We start from the raw sequence: 20482 nt of genomic DNA, 5'->3' as shown, positions 1-20482 counted from the left end.
CGCAATAGCGACGCTTTGGAGAACAACTATCAGTTTGAGCTTATGCGTAGTTTTTCTCAAACTCTTGCATGAAGTCTACTAACGCTTGAACACCTTCTAGCGGCATTGCGTTATAAATGGATGCTCGCATACCACCAACTGCTCGATGACCTTTTAGCGCTTTCAGCCCTTTAGAGTCTGCTAGCTCAAGGAAGGTTGCATCTAGTTCAGGCTTAGCAAGTTGAAATGGCACGTTCATCAAAGAACGGTTTGCTGAGTGCACGCCATTACGGTAGAAATCAGACTGATCGATGTAATCATACAGTAGCGCGGCTTTAGCGCGGTTCACTTGCTCAATCGCTTTTACTCCACCCTGTGCCTTCAGCCATTTGAAAACAAGACCAGACAGGTACCATGCAAAGGTTGGTGGCGTGTTGAACATTGATTCTTTTTCTGCCAAAACAGTGTAATCCAAGATACTTGGTAGTACCTGCTTCGCCATACCTAATAAATCATCGCGCACGATAGCAATAGCAATGCCGGAAGGACCAATATTTTTCTGAGCGCCCGCGTAAATCACACCGTATTTAGACACATCGATTTCACGAGAAAGAATTGTCGAAGACATGTCAGCAACAATCGGTTTGTCGGTGATAGGAAGATCGTTAATCTCAATACCATCAATGGTCTCATTTGGACAGAAGTGAACGTAAGCCGCTTCTGGAGCAATTTTCCATTCACTTGCAGGTAGAACCGCGACTTTCCCGTTGATTTCTGTTTTTGCATCAAACACGTCTGGTTCGCAGTATTTTTTCGCTTCAGCTACCGCGCTTCCAGCCCAATAACCACCATCGATGTAAGTTGCCGTATCGGCATCACCAAGTAAGTTTAGAGGAACAGCAGCAAACTGAGCACGAGCACCACCTTGGCAGAACAGCACTTTATAGTTGTCCGGAATATTCAGAAGATCACGTAAATCCTGCTCGGCTTCTTCTGCAACTTTGATGAACTCTTTGCTTCGGTGGCTGATTTCCATGACCGAAGTGCCAAGACCTTGCCAATCGATTAGTTCCTTTTGTGCTTGCTGCATAACTGCTTTAGGCAGACCTGCTGGCCCTGCACTGAAGTTAAATACGTTGTCCGTATTTTGTTCCATGATGCTCATTGCTCCTGCTATGTAAATATTAAGAAATTAATATCACGTTTTCGCAGTGATAAAAACAAGAAAAGAGGTCTTACGACCTCTTTTTAAAGACTAAGCGTTGAATTGGAACAAATTCGCAACAACACGAATTACTGTTGTTGCATCAAAGCAGGCATAAGTAGAGCCACCAATGGGAACTCATGCCCATTTTCGAACTTCAATTTGCCTTCACCAATTTCTGCTTTTAATTGATAACCGCCCTCTACTTTTTCGATCAACTCCATAATAAGGAGCTCATCAATCCCTTCTTGAATAAATGGGTAATGCGTTACTAATTCATCAGAGAAGTAAGTGCTAAGTTCACCAGTAGTGGCCGTCACCAACTTCATTGGATCTTGAGTAATATGCTCAGTACCTTCAGGGATGGATAGTTGCCACTCGTTGTGGAACTTGCCGTCACCGAACGCGAGTGAAAGCTCGTTCACGGATAAATCAAAACCTTTGCTAAACAGCGTATCGACATGCGGCAATAAATTCGCAATTTCCTGCTCATCTAGCATAGGAGAGCCTTGATAGATAGACATAATTTGATCAAAAGACTGGCTATCCACATCTGCAATTGAGAAATCCAACTTAAAGTTATCGACATCCGTCCCATCAGTTAAACGTAGTTTCTTAGCATCTAGGTTTAATTGACTGTTCAGCTTATCACCAGACTCACTCATCGTAGTGTTACCACGGTAGCTCGCATTTTCAATCAAAAAGACAGGCGTCAAGTTCGCATCAACCACATCCAGCTTCTCTAGAGAAAAAGATTGCTCACCCAGCCAATAGCCTTTTGCTTGCTTTCCTTTACCTTGCCCTGTCAATGCATTCAGATGAAGCTCTTCACCGTTTTCAAAATCCACTTGAACAGAAGGAACGGAAACTTGGTAATTGAGATCACCCAATACCGTCACATCACCTGTTACTTTTGCAGGGCTTGTAGAAACAGAAACACCTTGCGCTTCGTTACGATAATGCCAACTGTCTAGGTCGAGGATAAATGCTGTATTGCCATTTAGTTGAGTCTGGCTATGCATCGTGAGAGGCAAAAAGTCATTGTCCACCAATTTTGAATCTGCTGTTAGGCTTGTTAGACCGTGGCTAACATCACTGGTTACGTCAAACGTCGTTGGCATACCATCACGCTCTAACTGCGTTTTAAGCTCAGGATCAACAACTGAATAACGAGTCAGCACGACTGAAGACAAATAGCCACGCTGATACTCGACCACTTCGCCTTTAATCATTTCATCATTCATATTGGTAATACCATCTTCAATGATGGACTGACCAATTTGTCCGACAGCCAATGGCCAACACAGTGCTAATGAGATAGCACCACCAATGGCGCCGATTTTTTTAAGATTTTGCATAACGTCACTTATTAGATATTTTCGGTCAGTCTACCCCAAACCACCTGCGGAGAAAACATTGAGACAAATCAGACTATTGATGCTTATTCTAGTCCATTAATCAGGAATCATACTTGGCTCCCACTCATCATGTCCTTTTATTGTTAAAGTTTGCGTGGCGAAGTTTTAACCGGAGCTAAAACATCTGTGAATCGTTATGCTGTGTTGTGTCTCGACAACAACCCAATCAGTGCTGAACAGTTTCGATTGGAGCTGTCTGCCTTCTCAAGTAAGTTTGATATTTTTTCTGTCGAATCGATAGAAGAGGCTCAAAGCGCTTTAGAGTATCTAGAAGAAAGAGAACAGACTGTTGCTTTAGTTATAGCGAGCCATCACGCTCATTTTAACGGCGTGGATTTTCTTATTGGTTTAGACCGGATGCCACATACCGAGCAAGCAAGAAAAATTCTTATTAGCTGCTCGTCTGATATAGAGGCAATTCTCACTGCCGTTAATGAGGGCAGGCTCGACCACTGCCTCACTAAACCTTTGCCAGATCACGTCTTATTTAACACAGTGCAAAAAGAGCTGACCCAATTTATCTTGCGAAATGGCAAAGAAGACCTGCTAAGTTACAGTCAGATATTGGATCATCACAGCTTGTTGCGAGCGCACATCAATAACCAGATGAGCCATTATCAAGCCGGATTCTTACACGACTACCACTCGATGTCTGATGCCGAGTTAGCCGAGCAAGTGATCTCCGCTCTCCAGCAATTTTTCAAAGATAATGACGAAACAAGAGCGTGCCGTACATACTCACCTGAACACTTATTAACCGTGGAAGGCGAGCCAAATTGCTTTTTGTGGTTTATCACCGAAGGTGAAGTGGCTCTGTACAAGCGCGATGAGCAAGGCATGCAGCGAGAGGTTGTACGCCATAACAAAGGGAATATTGTCGGAGGCATGTCGTTTGTTACTGGGGAATGTTCTTTCTCGACAGCTCTAACACTAACCAAAACAGAAGTTATCAAACTCGATCGCAACGTATTCAATAAAGTGATGCAAAGCGACTCAAACTTACTGCCTCTTTTTACAAACTTGCTTTTACGCCACTTCAACCGCCGATTGCAAAGAAGCATCAACACCAAACTGCAACTTCAAAAAACGCTCGAATCTTTAGAATCAGCCCACCAGCAGCTCATTGAAAGAGAAAAAATGGCGATGCTTGGCCAATTGGTTGCGGGAGTGGCACACGAACTAAACAATCCAGTAGCCGCGATATTGAGGGGCGTAGAGAATTTAACGCATACGCTAGAACGATTACTTAACGATGCGCCCAGTTCCGATATACAAAGCAAAGGCATTGAATTACTGAGCAAAGCGCAAACCTCAAAACCCGCTTCAACCGCCGAGCTCAGATCACGCGTAAAAGCGCTTAGCCATACTCTTCCAGACCGAGCATTGGCAAAAAAAGTGGTGAGCCTTGGATTAGAGTCCGATCAAGAGCTACTTACCCAACTAACGAGAAAGCAGAAAGCGTCTTATCATGCTCTCAATACACTAGAGCAATACCACAAAGCAGGTTCTACACTTCGCTCAATTAATGTCTGTGCAGCACGAATTGCTGATATGGTAAAAAGCCTGAAAGGATATGCTCGGTCAGATGATGAGACCCTGCACTATGCCGATATTCATGAGGGCATTGAAGACACCTTGGTGATTTTCGAGAACAAATTAAAAATGCACCAAGTTTCAACCGACTATGCAAACTTGCCTTCCATCCTTTGTCAACCGATCGCACTCCAACAGGTGTGGACGAACTTGGTCTCTAACGCCATTGACGCATTTCCAGAGAAAGGTGTGTTAAACATACAAACACGCCTTATAGAAAAAGAGCACACACATTATGCCGTTATCTCATTTGAAGATAATGGATGTGGCATTCCTGAATCGCAAAGAGACGCCATTTTCGAGCTGAACTTCACCACAAAAAAAGAAGGTAATTTTGGCTTAGGCATCGGACTGTCCATCTGCCAGCAAATCGTAACAGCACACAGAGGGTGGATTGACGTCGAATCAGAGATCGGCCAGTTCACACGAATGACCGTCTGGTTACCAGTCATCGAAGAAGGAGATGAAACATGACCAAGTATCTAATTTTATGTGTCGATGACGAACGAGAAGTCTTGGATAGCGTGCTCCAAGATCTTGCTCCCTTCGAGGAGAACTTTGTCGTCGAAGGAGCGGAATCGGTGACTGAAGCTCGGCAAGTGATTGAGGAGATGGCGGAAGAAGAAGTTCAGCTTGCGCTCATTTTATGTGACCACATTATGCCGGAACAAACTGGGATCAGCTTCTTAATCGAACTCAGTCAAAATGGTGACACAAAAGCAGCGCGCAAAGTTTTACTCACAGGACAAGCTGGTTTGGAAGACACCGTAGAAGCCGTAAATAACGCGAGTCTCGATTATTACATTGCCAAACCTTGGAAAGGTGAAGCATTGAGAAAAGCAATCGTGTCTCAGCTTACCGCGTTTGTGATTGAGAATGATGATAACCTGCTATCCTGGACTCAAATCCTTGATTCTGAGGCAATCCTCAACGCCATGGCAGAAAGAAGAGCAAGCTTTGGCGAGTAATAAAGTGTTTGGTTCTAACTTGAACTCAACGATGCTCATTGCACCACCTAACCTCGCATAGTCGAATGAGGTTAGAAAAACATCGTTACTTGTCCGAGTGAAATTCTCGGACACTACGTATATGGCGTAGTTTTTGCTTAAACCAAGGAACTATTAAGTTAATTGACAAAACATCGACACATTTTTGTTGGTCGTGGACCTTCCTTTTTATTATGATGTCGGACAAATCAGATTACGGTTCAAGTGGTTGCTTGAATCCATGGAAATAATGAACAAGGTTTATCGTTAGTTATGCGTAAAACACTATTAGCCGCTGCCTTACTAGTGGCATCAAGCCATGCCCTAGCTGCAAACGATCGCAATGCGCCAGCAACTATGAGCAACTTTAGCTACGACTATTTCGAAGCACGTATTGGCGCAAGTCCTGTGACATTTGGTGCTGGATTCAGCAAATCAATTCACCCGAACGCGCATGTTATTGCTCGTATTGACTCTGAGTTTGAAAGTGATTTTGACTCAGCTGCAGGCTTTGGCTTCCATTCTCCGCTAAACAACTGGGCAGATCTTACTGGTGAAATGCTAATGCGCGTTGTGCAACCTTCGAATGAGAGCAGCACAGATGTTGGTATGGAGCTTAACTTAGGTGTTCGCCAATGGTTGGGCCCTCAATTAGAAGTAGGCGGCAAAGTCGGCTACGTTTCTATCGATAACGATGACGATTGGACTGGCTCTGCCTACGCTCGATTCCACTCAACAGAGCTTTTCTCTTTGGGTGCTGAAGCTCGTATCAACGATTTTTACGGTGATCAGGTAATGTTCACTACGCGTTTTAAGTTTTAAGATTTGTGCTGTAAGAAAAGAGCAAATTAAAAAAACAAAAACCGAGGTCTCTGCCTCGGTTTTTTTGTCTAATTTAATGACTAACTCAATGAAGTGGTAAAAAACTTCAACGTCCTTTTTCCGCTTTTCACACTTGCTTTTACGACCCGCTAACTCCATCGAAACGAGTCAATCATTGTGCGATCAGCTTCGCTTAGTCACACAGTGCCAATAACTGTTTTTTACGCGGCTCTTGGATCAGTTTCCAATGTACGCCATCAGTTGCACCAGCAAATTTCCACAGTAGCTTTACATCAACATCATTACCGTAAGCCGTTTTAACTTTGTTGAAGACTTTTACAGGTCCAAGTTCTAAAAAGGTTTCTACGTCATCAACACCGGCTTTCTTGACCATACGTTCAAGGGTTAGTTGCATGTTGGGTAAGTCTCTTAAGCGTCTACTGGCAGAGGACTTTTGATATTTCCGTTCCTTAATTGAGTATTCAATTGATTTCTGTACCAGTTCATCAAGCCCTACATATCCGGATTCGAATAAATCGGTTACATCATAATAATTTACGGTTGCCGTCGTCTGTTTTTTGACGTGCTTATACTTCTCACAGCTCAGTTGAGTAAACACTTCATCTAGCCCATTACCACCACGTAAGTAGCAGCAATCATTGCTGACAAGCGCAAACATAGCATCATCGGTGAATAAACCAATACCACCGAACATAGAACGTTTTTGGTACTCACTGAAGGTGCGTACATATTTAAAAAAAGCTTGGTCTGTCATGTCCATTGACCTCTTTAATCTGAATAAATTACCCCGATTAGCGATGTCACCAGATAAACAGCAGCTTATAGCGAATTATAAATGTCGATTTGTTGGCGATATTTTTGTGAGTTGTGCTCACCAACTTGCTTAATCATACTTAACGTTGAAAAATAAGTTAGGACATAGGTCACATATAAAAAAGTATAAATTCTGCATACGTGATTAGTTTCACACTTATTGTTTGTGTGGTGATATTTTTTTGACGCATAGCATGCCTAAAACACGCCATCATTATGATCTCGCTGGCAATTACGGGCACATAATACGCATTTAATTGATAAAGAATACGCTGTAAGGGTACACTGTACGAAAGATCTCAAGTACAGCGTCACAATGGAACATTTATCATTTTTTTGGCTGCCAAATAATAAAGATAAGCTTATCAACGCACTGGAATCCGAGTTTGCTCAGCTGGTAGAACAGTCCATCGCCACGGGTAAGATTTCGTTACCTCCTATTCCTGATGTCGTGCTTAAAATTCAGCAGTTATGTGTCGAAGAACACACCACGATTGCCGATGTTGCTAACTGTTTATTGGAAGATCCCGGATTAGCAGCGGTCGTTTTACGAGTCGCTAACTCTGTGATTTTCAATCGCAGAAATATCACCTGCAACGACTTAACTACAGCGGTATCTCGTCTCGGAATACTTCGTGTACGTGATATTGTTACCGCACAAGCGATTGAGCAACTTAAACACTCAGTTAATCTCACTAAAGAATGCAATGCCATCTTGGTGAAGAGTGCCGCGATATCTCGTGAGCTCGGTGCCGTCATGGTGATGTTGGTTCAATCGTTTCGTAGCCACGAGCCAGGCACTTATGGCCATCTAGAGCAAGAAAAGGCGTTATTGGTCGGTCTATTAGCCGATATTGGGTTATTTTGCCTAATTAATGAGTACCACTTGTACTTAGATAGGGGCAATTACTTAGACCCAGATATTGCATTGCAAATCTTCCAAACACGTTGTTCTGCCACAAGTAAACTGGTACTTGAGCGTTGGGGGTTTGACAACGACTTTAGAGAAGTATCCTCAAATGAAAAATACGAGTTAACGCGACCAGAAGTGAGTTATCTCGACATCGCTAGAATTGCGCATCATTTATTGATGTTCCGCAATCACGATGAACGCATTGACGAACATGAAGTTGAATTCAACTTAACTGGTGCAGAAGTCTTGTATGAACTTAGTAACATGAGTGATACTGACTTCAATGATCAAATCCGTGCTGTACTCAATGCTAGCGGTTTGTAATTTATCGCTTTCTGATAATACCTTATCCGTGATAAAACGATTCGCTCAAGGCTGAGCTGTGTGTGGTGAAATGTCTTTAATTTCAACCGATAGATAATTTGATTTATGCGTGTTGATGTTATCTCAAAAAGGAATCATTGAGCTTTATGTTTTCAGGGATGCTATTTATTTTCGCTCCGCTTGTGGTGGGGTATCTAATTCCTATATCTCGATCTTCGTTATTGGAGAAGATCAATCAGTCAACGTCCTACCTTATTTACGTCATTTTGTCGTTGATGGGTCTTAGCTTGGCGGCGCTCGATAATTTAAGCAGCAACTTACAAAGTATTCTCCTCTATGCGAGTACGTTTTTTTTGTGTCTAAGTGCCTGCAACCTGTTGGCTCTGCCTATTATTGATAAAATTATTCCACTCCAGACCAATCAGAATCAAAAGAAGCTACCGTTATCTTCGATGGCTTTAGAGTCTGTTAAGCTTATCGTGGTCGTTGGCGGAGGGTTAGTGGTTGGCCTGCTGTTACCCATTGATTTGAGTTGGGTAGATACAGCAAGCGAATGGATACTCTTTCTACTTCTATTTTTTATTGGTATTCAGCTGCGCAATAGTGGACTTACTCTGCGTCAAATCCTATTAAATAAACAAGGAATGGCCATTGCGGCTGTTGTCATCGCAACATGTATGCTTGGTGGCGTTCTTGCAGCGGTGCTTTTGGATCTTCCTCTTTATCAAGCACTCGCAATGGCTTCAGGTTTTGGCTGGTATTCCCTCGCAGGTATTTTAATGGGTGACGCTTTTGGTCCGGTATTTGGTGGCGCGTCGTTCTTGATTGAATTGATGAGAGAGCTAGTCGCACTGGTTGCCATTCCTCTCTTTATTCGTAGCTATCCGTGCACCGCAATTGGTTATGCCGGTGCAACAGCAATGGACTTCACCCTACCCGTTATTCAAACCACCGGTGGTGTGCGTTGTGTTCCTGTTGCTATCGTTAGCGGCTTTATTTTGAGTTTATTGGTACCAGTTATGATGCTTTTCTTTGTATCACTTGCTAGCTAGATCTCAGGTTTTCGCTTTAACATCCATTACAATACGGCAAAAATTTAAATACCCAGTTAACGTCAAAGTGGTCAATATTTTTTGGCAAGACCCCTCTTTCTTTTCGTCATTCAGCCCAACGATTTGTCACGACCAAATAGAAAGAAGGGAGAAACATCAACTGATGTGCATTGCGTTAATAAAGGGATAACAACCAGAAGGAAGAAGAATGAAACGCTTTGTCGTTGCAGCGCTCCTCGCTACAAGCTCAACTTTTACGCTTGCCGCAGATCAACAATGTCTTGCTAGCAAATACGATGGCTACGTCGATGCCTCACTACAGTGGTATCAAGATCTAGTTGATTTGACGGTTACCCAATATCCAGATCTGAAAGAAGTTAGCCAATGGTTCTTGGATGGACGTAAACATCACTTTGAATTAAACCGCGAAGCGGTTCACTACTTTCTAGAGAACGACCCTAGCCGCGTTGCGACGGAACAGCCAATCGAAGCATGGTTAAAACTAGAGCAACATGACGTTAAGCAGTTAGCGACCCGAAGCGATAAGTTAGGTGAAGTTGCAAAACAGACATTTAGCGACCGTCAATCAACTAACCACCCAAAAAACTACGAGCTTCGTTCAGCATTCGCTGATCTGCTTAGTCATCCCCAACAAATTGATACCGCACTTAATAAGTACAATCAGTCAATAGAAAAGATTGAAAAGCAGAAATGTGACTAAGGTTGCTCGCATTAGTCGTTGATTAGCATTCAAAAACACTAGAATGTTTTAACGTACTCAATCTAGAATTTTTTAATGTGAATATCGTAACCTTCACCTAAAATTTTCATTTCTACAACTTGGGTTTCAACAATTAAAACGGGACTTTGCGCCCGTTTTAGTTTAGATTGTGCCGCTCGCATTACCAAAATAACTACAAAGATTCTTTGCTATGGTTAAGGAACAAAAAACCGCTGATGTTAGCTTTGAGAGCTTGCTAAAGATCTTCACTGTCCCAGAAGGTCCGGACTCAACGTTAACTAAAATTGACGAGAGCCTCTCGCGAAATCTAAATCAATTTCTTCGTGAACACATCGTGGCAGAAGAAAAGCCTTTACGCGAAATCGAAAAAGACTTTTCTTCTGCTCAGATTCCTGAGCAGCCAGAGTTCGTGTCAGATCATACAGAGCACTTACTCGACACTTTGGTGTCGCACTCAGTTCACACATCTTCACCAAGCTTCATTGGTCATATGACATCGGCACTGCCTTATTTCTTGATGCCACTGTCAAAGATCATGATCGCCTTAAACCAAAACCTGGTAAAAATAGAGACTTCCAAAGCCTTTACGCCACTTGAGCGTCAAGTTTTGGGTATGCTGCATCGCTTGATATATGGTCAGAATGATACTTTTTACAATCAGTGGATGCACAGTGCAAACCACTCATTAGGCGCATTTTGTTCCGGCGGCACCATTGCCAATATCACTGCGCTTTGGGTAGCACGTAACAAAGCGTTAAGAGCCAATGGCTCATTTAAAGGCGTTGAGAAGGAAGGCCTTTTTAAAGCCATGAAGCACTATGGCTATGATGGCTTAGCGGTGCTAGTGTCTGAGCGTGGTCACTACTCCCTTAAGAAAGCAGCCGATGTATTAGGGCTAGGCCAAGAGGGCTTGGTTGCGGTTAAAACCGATGCCAACAACCGTATTATTGTCGACGACCTTAAAGCGAAAATTGTTGAGCTCGAAAAACAAAACATCAAACCTATTGCTGTTATTGGTGTGGCTGGCACAACAGAGACAGGTAATGTTGATCCATTGCCTGAAATCGCTGAAGTCTGCCAAGCCCACGGCTGTCACTTCCATGTGGATGCCGCATGGGGTGGCGCAACACTTATGTCTAACCATCACCGTCATCTTCTTAAAGGTGTGGAAATGGCAGACTCAGTAACTATTGATGCGCACAAGCAGCTCTACATCCCGATGGGCGCTGGTATGGTTCTGTTCAAAGACCCTGACGCAATGAAATCCATAGAGCATCACGCTCAATATATATTGCGCAAAGGTTCAAAAGACCTAGGCAGCCATACACTAGAAGGCTCACGTTCGGGCATGGCGATGTTGGTCTACGCCGCAATGCACATCATAAGTCGCCCAGGTTACGAGCTTCTGATTGACCAAAGCATTGAAAAAGCTCGATACTTTGCGGATTTAATCAAACAGCAAGATGATTTCGAGTTAGTTTCTGAACCAGAGCTTTGTCTGCTCACATACCGTTATTTGCCGCCATTCATCCGTGAAGCATTAGCACAAGCAGAAGGCTCACAAAAAGAACAACTGAATGAGCTGATCAATGAGTTAACACAGTTTATTCAAAAGCGTCAGCGCGAAACGGGCAAATCGTTCGTTTCACGTACAAGACTGAACCCAGACCAATGGCAACGCATGAATACGATAGTGTTTCGAGTGGTTTTGGCAAATCCACTGACCACAAAAGAAATTTTGAGCTCAGTGCTTGATGAACAACGCGAAATCGCCAAGCAAGCACCAAATTTGATGAAAAGAATTCAACAGCTGGTTGTTGATATTCAATCGTCTTAACGGCCAGATCGAGTTACATCAATTTGAAATTTTTTTTCGTTTTGATGTAACTCAAACATCATTATCGTGCGACTAGCGCAACAAAACTTCGTTTACACATCCAATTCTGTAGTTTTTACAACATTTTGTTTGAGGCCTGTCAAATTCTCACTAAATAGTACCCGTTATTGGTTTAGACTGATTGAAGATCAGGTTTATACTGATTCTATGGCGCTGGTTGTTTTCGTTAACGCCCCACTCTACTCCGGAATCTTCGTGTTTCCTTTCGTTAGCAGAGCCAGCGAGTTGTTCTCTATACCCTCGTGAACACTATGAATACATTAGAAAAAATTCAAAAAAACCTGGAGAATTTCAGTAAGTCAGAGCGCAAAGTTGCGGAAGTAATTATGGCGTCTCCACAAACTGCAATTCATTCAAGCATTGCAACGCTGGCTAAAATGGCCGACGTTAGTGAGCCCACTGTAAACCGCTTCTGTCGTCGTCTGGACACCAAGGGCTTTCCAGATTTTAAGCTTCACTTGGCACAGAGCCTAGCCAACGGCACCCCTTACGTTAACCGTAATGTGGAAGAAGACGATGGCCCAGACGCGTACACCCATAAGATTTTCGAATCGACGATGGCGTGTTTAGATGTCGCGAAAAATAGCCTAGATCCAATGCAAGTGAACCGTGCGGTCGATTTGCTAACGCAAGCGAAGCGCATTTCATTCTTTGGCCTTGGTGCATCATCTTCTGTTGCCCGAGACGCACAAAACAAGTTTATTCGCTTTAATATTCCAATTACTTGTTTTGAAGATATTGTTATGCAGCGCATGAGTTGTATCAACTGCAGTGATAATGATGTTGTGGTTCTTATTTCTCATACCGGTCGAACAAAGAGTCAGGTAGAAATAGCGAACCTTGCTCGTGAAAATGGCGCAACGGTTATTGCGATTACAGCGAAGGATTCTCCTCTAGAAAAGGCAAGCTCGCTGGCCATCACGCTCGATATTCCAGAAGATACCGACGTTTACATGCCAATGGCAAGCCGAGTTGTACAAATGACAGTGATTGATGTGCTAGCAACTGGCTTCACTCTTCGCCGTGGTACAGGTTTCCGTGAGAACCTAAAACGCGTAAAAGATGCGTTGAAAGACAGTCGCTATGACAAATTAAGCCAGTACTAAGCACTAAAGCTTAGTCAATACTTTATCTAGGGGAGCTCAAGGCTCCCCTTTTGTTTTAATGCTGCTAAGGGAGCAATCACCCTAAGTCGTTGACACTCGATAAGTCCGTTCTTGATTCCAGTACTTCAACAGAACTGACATGTTGTGCACTCTCAGCTGCGCACTCTCCGCTACAATCACAGACTTGCTGCAATATGTGTATCAAACGTTCCTGATTAAGAGGTAAAGGATTCCCTTTGATTGCCATTGATTTAAGCGCATCATTCGCCACTTGCTCAAAAGAGGTTTGGCATACTCCAAATTGAGCCAGTAGCGGTAACGCTAACTTATCTAGCACCATATTTACCCAAAGAATTCCATCGTGTTCGTTAGCATTTACTCGCTCAGTGACTAATTGGGCCAGCTTGCGATAACGACTTATCACATCATTCCTACCCGCGAGTTTAGCGGCGTTAATGTTCTCCTGCATTACGTGCGGAGCTAGGCGAGCCGTAATAACGCTATGGGGGGCGTCTAACTTGCCTCCTAACGCCGATGCTAACCCATGAGCGGCACCTAATTTGGCATTAGTAATCGCCATACCACCAAGCAATGCAGCGAACGATAAATCAGAGCGCGCCTTATGATTATCTTGCTTACAAGCGGCAATCACTGAACGGCTTAAACGGCGTAGCCCCTCTTCGCAGACCATATCAGTAAGAGGGTTTGGCTCACCACACACATACGCTTCCATTAAATGAGTGAACGCATCCATTGCGCCACGTCCAGATGTGTATTGGTCGGTCCCGTAAGTAAGTGTCGGGTCTACAATGGCAACGTCTGCGAGCATATCAGGGCTTCGAAGACTCACTTTCACTTTATCTTGTCCAGATTTCAGCACAGCATTTCTGGTCACTTCTGAACCGGTGCTTGCTGTCGTAGGAATTGCAATAAAATGAAGAGGCTTTGCTTTTAAAGGGACGCTTCTTCCTACCACTTCTACGTAATCGTAAACATTGCCTTGATTGGGAATAATGGCAGCTAAGGCTTTGCCCATATCGATGACGCTGCCACCACCTATCGCAACCACCATATCAGGTTGGAATTTTCTACCGAGCACTGCGGTCTCTTCTACCATCGTGATGTATGGTTCACCAACGATAGCTACGTGCTGGTAACGCATATTTTGAGCTTTAAGATATTGGATAATGGGGGCGGCTCGTTGGGTATCCTGCCCAGTAACCAGCAAAACACTGTAGCCAAATTGGTTAATAACGGATAATGAAGATTGAAGCGCACCTTCACCAAATATAATCCTTGTTGCAGTCATAAACTGAAACATACACACCCTCCCAAAAGAATATACCCAAATAACCTCTCGCCCTCTGATTTAACACTTACGTAAGAGTTGAAGTTATTTGCGTATAGCCAAAATAGATTGCTATTTTTTTAAACAAAAAAAATTGACCAATTCCACCTTGCCATCATTAACCCTTTAGAATGTATGTTTTTTATGCGTCACTTCACATACTTCAGAGTCGTAAAATAAGCACGTGCGTTTAGTTTTTATTCGATAGATTTCACCTATAGAACCAAGAGGTAATTGCCGCTTTATTTCCGTATCTGGATCGGGCATAGTTACTCCAACAAAAGAAAGCGCACTCAGCCGCTATGTTTTATACGCTTTCAAAAAAGAATAGATTTAGGAGAAATAAGATTATGTTCGTTGTTATCTTTGGTCGCCCTGCATGTCCTTTCTGTGTTCGTGCAAAAGAGCACGCAGAAACGCTAAAAGCAAAACGTGATGACTTCAACTACCGTTACGTTGATATTCACGCTGAAGGTATTTCTAAAGCAGATCTTGAGAAAACAGTTGGTAAACCAGTTGAAACCGTTCCTCAGATCTTTATCGACCAAGAGCACATCGGTGGCTGCGACGAGTTCGAAGCATACGCGAAAGAGCACCTAGGTCTATTTGACGAGTAATAAAGACTGTTTTCAAAAAAGCCGCTTCATGCGGCTTTTTTATTATTTTTCAGCTGGTTATTACGTTAAGTCAACTAATGGTAAAACCTAAAAAAATTCACTTATCTTTTTGCTATATTTAGTTACAATTCACAGTTCTTAATCTTTTTTGGCACACACTCTACCGAGCCACACAGTGAACATAGACGTCGTATACCTTCTCGAGCAAAACCCTATCCTTCTAATCTTCGTCGTATTAGCCATTGGCCTTGCCATCGGAAAAATTCGATTTGGCAAATTACAATTAGGCAACTCTATTGGCGTTCTTATTACCTCTTTGGTAATGGGCCACCTTGGTTTCTCATTTAATGCAGAAGCTTTAACCATTGGCTTTATGCTGTTTATCTACTGCGTTGGCATTGAAGCTGGACCAAACTTTTTTGGTATATTCTTCAGAGATGGTAAGCATTATTTTATTTTAAGCATGACTGTTCTCGTGTCTGCGGTCAGCTTAACGTATGGCTTGAGTCACTATTTCGGCCTCGATTTTGGCTTATCCGCCGGTATGATGGCAGGCGCATTGACCGCAACGCCAGTACTGGTTGGTGCACAAGATGCTCTTAACTCTGGCCTTGCGACTATACCGCGGAATATGGAATTTTCTCTGGTATTAGAAAATCTATCCGTAGGCTACGCGATGGCTTATCTGGTCGGCTTAATTAGCATGATCATGTTTGCTAAATTGTTGCCAAAACTGCAAAAACAAAACCTTTCTGATTCCGCGCAGCAAATCGCACAAGAGCGTGGCCTTGGAAATTCAAGCCAGAGAAAAGTGTATTTACCCATTATTCGAGCTTACCGAGTGGGCCCAGAGCTAATTGACTGGACTGATGGTAAAAACTTGCGAGAACTGGGTATTTATCGTCAAACTGGCTGTTACATTGAACGAATCCGTCGCAATGGTATTCTCGCCCACCCAGATGGTGATGCTATCTTGCAAGAGGGAGATGAAATTGCACTGGTTGGCTTCCCTGACAGCCATGCTCGCTTAGACCCTAGCTTCCGTAATGGTAAAGAAGTATTCGACCGTAACTTGCTTGATTTGCGCATCGTTGAAGAAGAAATCGTCGTAAAAAGTGACGCTATCGCTGGTAAACGTTTATCGGATTTGAATTTGTCTGAGTTTGGCTGTTTCTTAAACCGCGTAGTTCGCGCTCAGATTGAAATGCCTATGGACTTAGACATTGTGCTCGCTAAAGGGGACGTCCTTCAAGTGAGCGGCGAGAAAAGCCGAGTACATGGACTGGCGGAAAAAATCGGTTTCATCTCGATCCACAGTCAAATGGCCGATTTGCTCGCTTTTTGTAGCTTCTTTATTTTGGGTATTCTGTTTGGCCTCATCACAATGACGTTCGGTCAGGTGTCTTTCAGTTTGGGTAATGCGGTGGGTCTTCTGTTGTCCGGTATTACGCTTGGTTTCTTACGAGCAAATCACCCTACTTTCGGTTATGTCCCACAAGGGGCGCTGAATATGGTCAAAGATCTAGGGTTAATGTTCTTTATGGTGGGAATTGGTCTAAGTGCAGGTGGAAAGATGTTCGAGCACCTAACGCAAGTAGGACCAAAAGTCATTGGTTTGGCATTTATTGTCAGTGTTGTGCCTGTGGTTCTGGCTTACTTAGTTGGCGCACACGTACTCAAGATGAACCGTGCCCTGCTCTTCGGTGCCATTATTGGCGCCCGTACTTGCGCTCCAGCTATGGATGTCGTTAACGACTACGCTAAGTCCACCATCCCAGCCCTTGGTTATGCGGGTACCTATGCGATTGCGAATATTTTAATGACGCTAGCTGGTACGATACTGATAATACTAAGTTAATACTCACTTTGGCTATGAAATACAAAAAGGCGCTCAATGAGCGCCTTTTGTTTATTGGTTATCTAGTCTGTGATTAGATTTGAATGAAGTCTGCTTCAACTGCTGGATTCACATCCGCTTCGTAATCTACGCCTTCAACGCCGAAACCAAATAGTTTCAAGAACTCTTCTTTGTACTCAACGTAGTCAGTCAGCTCTTTTAGGTTCTCAGTCGTAATTTGAGGCCATAGCTCACGACAGTGCTGCTGAATGTCGTCACGAAGTTCCCAGTCATCCAGACGTAGGCGGTTCATCTCATCAACTTCTGCCGCGCTACCGTCTTCTTTGTATAAACGTTGGCTGAACATACGGTAGATTTGTTCCATACAGCCTTCGTGTACACCTTCTTCGCGCATTTTCTTGAATACCATTGCGATGTACAGTGGCATAACAGGAATTGCAGAACTCGCCTGAGTTACAACAGATTTAAGTACCGCAACATTGGCACTGCCGCCTGTTGCTGCTAACTTGTCGTTTAGCGCTTTCGCTGCACGGTCTAGGTCCATTTTTGCTTTACCTAGTGCACCATCCCAATAAATTGGCCAAGTTAGCTCAGTACCAATGTAGCTGTACGCGACGGTCTTACAACCTTCAGCAAGAACACCAGCATCAGACAACGCATTGATCCAAAGTTCCCAATCTTCACCGCCCATTACCGTGACAGTGTCTTTGATTTCTTCTTCTGTTGCAGGCTCAACGCTAGCTTCGATGATCACATCTTTGTTGGTATCAACAGCCGTTGATGTGTAAGTTTCACCGATAGGTTTAAGAGATGAACGAACTAATTCACCAGTTTCTGGCATTTTACGTACTGGAGATGCCAGTGAGTAAACCACCATATCGATTTGACCTAAGTCTTCTTTGATCAGCTCGATAGTTTTCTGTTTCGCTTCATTTGAGAAAGCGTCGCCGTTTAAGCTTTTTGCGTACAGACCTTCTTCACGCGCTAGCTTTTCAAAAGCAGCTGCATTGTAAAAACCTGCTGTACCTGGTTTCTTCTCAGTACCTTCTTTTTCGAAGAAAACACCGATAGTTGATGCACCGCCACCAAATGCCGCAGCGATACGAGAAGATAGACCGTAGCCACTTGATGCACCAACAACAAGAACACGCTTAGGTGCGTTTTTGATTGGACCTTGCGCTTTGGTGTACGCAATTTGTTCTTTTACGTTAGCTTCACAACCAACAGGGTGCGTTGTAGTACAGATAAATCCACGAATTCTAGGTTTGATGATCATATTCAACTTCCTTTAAAAAACCTTGTTAGGATAAAAGTTTCGTTGGGATTTCGCATCTAATTTCTGTAAAAATGCTCTTAAAAGGCAAGTGGTTGGAGCACTATCCCATCATCCACTCCCCAAGAATACAAAAAAGCACCTCATTGAGGTGCTTTTCTTAACATTAGTTGTCTATTATGCCGCCGGATTCAACTGCGACTTTTTTGGGCTATGAGTTCGCACTTCAGAAAAGTCATGACTAAAGTGGTCAACTTGAATCGCCTTGTAGCGCAATTTATCTGCAGCCATGATTTGATCAATTTCTTGCTCAGTTAACACGCCTGCTTCAAATGCTTGCTGCAAACGGTCATGCAGCAGACCTTTACGAGCCACTTTACCATCCTTCGCAGCCTTCATAAGTTTACGCTCCAAAGGTTTAATGTCGTACATTGCAAGGAATGCATTCTCCATTAAGCCTACGCTGTCATTCTCTGATTTTCCGATGTAACAAAGATGCGTAAGTCGATCACGTTGCGCACCTGGCGTCATCATCGCTTCAGCCAAATTCACACACAGCTCATCACTTGGCTTATTGAAATGATTACCAAGCGGGAACAATAGCCCCTTAAGCACACCGCCAACGTATTTCACAGGGAAGTTGGTGTAAGCCTCATTTAATGACTTAGAAGCGTTATACAAACAGTGTTGAACAGCGTAATGAACGAAGTCTAGATCGCCTTGTTGACGGCCTTCATCTTCATACTTTTTCAAGGCAGCAGATGCCATATATAGATAGCTTAATCCATCACCCAAACGTGCGGAGAGCATTTCTTTACGCTTCAAGTCTCCACCTAAGGTTAACATCGCAAAGTCTGCACTTACTGCAAGTGCACGACTGAGACGAGTAATGTCTTTGTAGTATTGCTGGGTTGGGCCACTCATGTGCGCGTTAACAAATCGAGAACCAGTTAGTGCTGCACCAAATGCACCGAATGTATTACCGAGAGCGTGCTTGATGTGTTTAAAGAGTAAGTTGTCAAATTCTTTCGCACCTTGTTCAGAATCTGGGTTCGCCGCAGCTTCCATTTCTTTTAGAACATATGGGTGACATCGAGTCGCACCTTGACCAAAAATCATCAGGTTACGAGTCAGAATATTCGCGCCTTCAACAGTGATAGCAACCGGGATACCAAGGTAATGTTTAGCAAGATAGTTCATTGGACCATCTTGAATCGCACGACCCGCATGGATATCAAACGAATCATTTAGAATGGTACGCGCGATTTCCGTCATGTGGTACTTGGCAATCGCGGTTACAATCCCAGGTTTTTCTTTCATATCGAGAGAAGTCGTCGTTAGCGTACGCGTCGCTTCTAGTAGGTAAGTAAGACCACCAATGCGCCCCATTGCTTCTGCAACACCTTCAAACTTACCGATCGACATTCCAAACTGTTTACGCACGTAAGCATAAGCACCTGTTGTACGTGTAGTAAGGTGACCAATCGCTGTGCCAAGCGCAGGGAGAGAGATACCGCGACCAGCAGAAAGACACTCAACCAGCATACGCCAACCTTTACCTGCATAATCAGCGCCACCGATCAACCAGTCCATAGGGATGAAGACATCTTCACCACGAGTAGGACCATTCATAAACGCAGACCCCAGAGGATCATGGCGTTCGCCTATCTCGACACCTTCATGGTCAGCGGGAATCAACGCACATGTAATGCCAACCTCTTTCTTGTCTCCAAGTAGCCCTTCAGGATCCTGCAGTTTAAATGCTAACCCGAGCACTGTCGCAACTGGCGCAAGCGTGATGTAGCGTTTATTCCAACTAACTCGCACGCCAAGCACTTCTTTGCCTTCATGGGTGCCGTAACAAACCACGCCTTGATCAGGTATGCCACCTGCATCAGAACCCGCTTCAGGGCCAGTTAGGGCGAAACAAGGGATGTCTGTACCATCAGCTAAACGAGGCAACCAGTAATCTTTTTGCTCTTGCGTACCATAGTGCGATAGCAGCTCACCAGGGCCAAGAGAGTTCGGTACCATTACCGATACCGCGGTACTGATACTTCGAGTCGCAATACGAGAAACAATGGTTGAGTTCGCCAAAGCGGAAAATTCACGACCACCATATGCTTTCGAGATGATCAAAGAGAAAAATCGCTCTTTACGTAGGTACTCCCATACTTCAGGCGGTAAATCCCTGTCTTCTTTGACAATCTTCTGGTCATCAAGCATTTCTAGCAGGGTTTCAAGCTCATTATCCATAAATGACTGCTCTTCTGCCGTCAGTGTAGGCGTTGGATAATGATGCAATGTTGTGAAGTTTGGCTTGCCTGAGAATAGTTCGGCATCCCACCATACACTACCCGCTTCCATCGCCTCTTTCTCGGTGCTAGACAGAGGTGGCAATACTTTTTTGAACACTTTAAAAGCCGGGTCACTAATCCATTTTCTTCGTAGAGAGCTCATAGTTCAGATCCTTTTGTTCACGTAACCGCTCGGGGTATAATCTTATTATTGGTTTA

General features: G+C 43.7%; 16 protein-coding genes. 10 read left to right on the top strand and 6 right to left on the bottom strand.

The genetic code is table 11. From position 1 onward, the window contains the following. Positions 1-40 precede the first annotated feature (40 nt). The gene (gene serC / locus R7044_RS04800) at positions 41-1135 is read right to left on the bottom strand and encodes a 3-phosphoserine/phosphohydroxythreonine transaminase (RefSeq protein WP_064353824.1); all 1095 of its coding nucleotides are present in this window, start codon (positions 1133-1135) and stop codon (positions 41-43) included. Positions 1136-1272: 137 nt separating this feature from the next. Next, positions 1273-2541, bottom strand: coding sequence for a DUF945 family protein (locus tag R7044_RS04795; RefSeq protein WP_064368075.1), 1269 nt, complete (start codon positions 2539-2541; stop codon positions 1273-1275). Between the two features lie 186 nt (positions 2542-2727). On the opposite strand from R7044_RS04795, the gene R7044_RS04790 reads away from it, so the two are divergent. The 3 genes from R7044_RS04790 to R7044_RS04780 all read left to right on the top strand — a co-directional run bounded on the left by R7044_RS04790 (position 2728) and on the right by R7044_RS04780 (position 6002). Beyond that, positions 2728-4668, top strand: coding sequence for an ATP-binding protein (locus R7044_RS04790; protein ID WP_053349539.1), 1941 nt, complete (start codon positions 2728-2730; stop codon positions 4666-4668). Then, positions 4665-5162 (top strand): response regulator, encoded by a 498-nt coding sequence (locus R7044_RS04785; RefSeq protein ID WP_005378005.1) that lies wholly within the window; start codon positions 4665-4667, stop codon positions 5160-5162. Before R7044_RS04790 ends, R7044_RS04785 begins: the two co-directional genes overlap by 4 nt. A 291-nt stretch (positions 5163-5453) precedes the next feature. Further along, positions 5454-6002, top strand: coding sequence for a hypothetical protein (locus R7044_RS04780; RefSeq protein WP_005378006.1), 549 nt, complete (start codon positions 5454-5456; stop codon positions 6000-6002). Positions 6003-6195: 193 nt separating this feature from the next. On the opposite strand, the gene R7044_RS04775 is transcribed toward R7044_RS04780, so the two are convergent. Continuing rightward, positions 6196-6783, bottom strand: a complete 588-nt coding sequence (locus tag R7044_RS04775) for a TfoX/Sxy family DNA transformation protein (protein WP_005378007.1) — start codon at positions 6781-6783, stop codon at positions 6196-6198. Between the two features lie 369 nt (positions 6784-7152). Between R7044_RS04775 and R7044_RS04770 the strand changes: the two genes are divergently transcribed. The 5 genes from R7044_RS04770 (at position 7153) to R7044_RS04750 (ending at position 12870) form a co-directional block, all read left to right on the top strand. Continuing rightward, positions 7153-8073, top strand: a complete 921-nt coding sequence (locus tag R7044_RS04770) for an HDOD domain-containing protein (RefSeq protein ID WP_005378009.1) — start codon at positions 7153-7155, stop codon at positions 8071-8073. Positions 8074-8219: 146 nt separating this feature from the next. Then, a complete protein-coding gene (locus R7044_RS04765) occupies positions 8220-9125 on the top strand; it encodes a lysine exporter LysO family protein (protein WP_005378011.1) in 906 nt (301 codons plus the stop codon). Positions 9126-9333: 208 nt separating this feature from the next. After that, positions 9334-9846, top strand: a complete 513-nt coding sequence (locus R7044_RS04760; RefSeq protein ID WP_017634875.1) for a hypothetical protein — start codon at positions 9334-9336, stop codon at positions 9844-9846. A 211-nt stretch (positions 9847-10057) separates the two neighbouring features. Further along, a complete protein-coding gene (gene panP / locus R7044_RS04755) occupies positions 10058-11704 on the top strand; it encodes a pyridoxal-dependent aspartate 1-decarboxylase PanP (protein WP_047100728.1) in 1647 nt (548 codons plus the stop codon). A 311-nt stretch (positions 11705-12015) separates the two neighbouring features. Further along, positions 12016-12870 carry a MurR/RpiR family transcriptional regulator gene (locus R7044_RS04750; protein ID WP_005378021.1) on the top strand — a complete coding sequence of 285 codons (855 nt, stop codon included), beginning with the start codon at positions 12016-12018 and terminating at the stop codon, positions 12868-12870. Between the two features lie 76 nt (positions 12871-12946). Here the strand turns inward: R7044_RS04750 and R7044_RS04745 are convergent, their stop codons facing one another. After that, positions 12947-14191, bottom strand: a complete 1245-nt coding sequence (locus R7044_RS04745; protein ID WP_017820842.1) for an iron-containing alcohol dehydrogenase — start codon at positions 14189-14191, stop codon at positions 12947-12949. A 377-nt stretch (positions 14192-14568) separates the two neighbouring features. Between R7044_RS04745 and R7044_RS04740 the strand changes: the two genes are divergently transcribed. Together R7044_RS04740 and R7044_RS04735 are read left to right on the top strand one after the other, a co-directional pair. Next, positions 14569-14835: a GrxA family glutaredoxin gene (locus R7044_RS04740; protein ID WP_005378026.1), complete on the top strand. Its 267-nt coding sequence runs from the start codon at positions 14569-14571 to the stop codon at positions 14833-14835. 175 nt (positions 14836-15010) lie between these two features. Continuing rightward, on the top strand, positions 15011-16693 hold the full coding sequence (locus R7044_RS04735; RefSeq protein ID WP_005378028.1) for an aspartate:alanine antiporter: 1683 nt from the start codon (positions 15011-15013) through the stop codon (positions 16691-16693). Positions 16694-16766: 73 nt separating this feature from the next. Here R7044_RS04735 and fabV read toward each other — a convergent pair whose 3' ends face one another. Both fabV and R7044_RS04725 read right to left on the bottom strand, forming a co-directional pair. After that, a complete protein-coding gene (gene fabV, locus R7044_RS04730; protein WP_005388648.1) occupies positions 16767-17969 on the bottom strand; it encodes an enoyl-ACP reductase FabV in 1203 nt (400 codons plus the stop codon). A gap of 174 nt (positions 17970-18143) precedes the next feature. Further along, positions 18144-20426: an acyl-CoA dehydrogenase gene (locus tag R7044_RS04725; protein WP_225455380.1), complete on the bottom strand. Its 2283-nt coding sequence runs from the start codon at positions 20424-20426 to the stop codon at positions 18144-18146. Positions 20427-20482 lie beyond the last annotated feature (56 nt).

Source organism: Vibrio sp. 1402, assembly GCF_033340275.1.
This window is presented reverse-complemented; position numbering and strand designations above follow the sequence as displayed.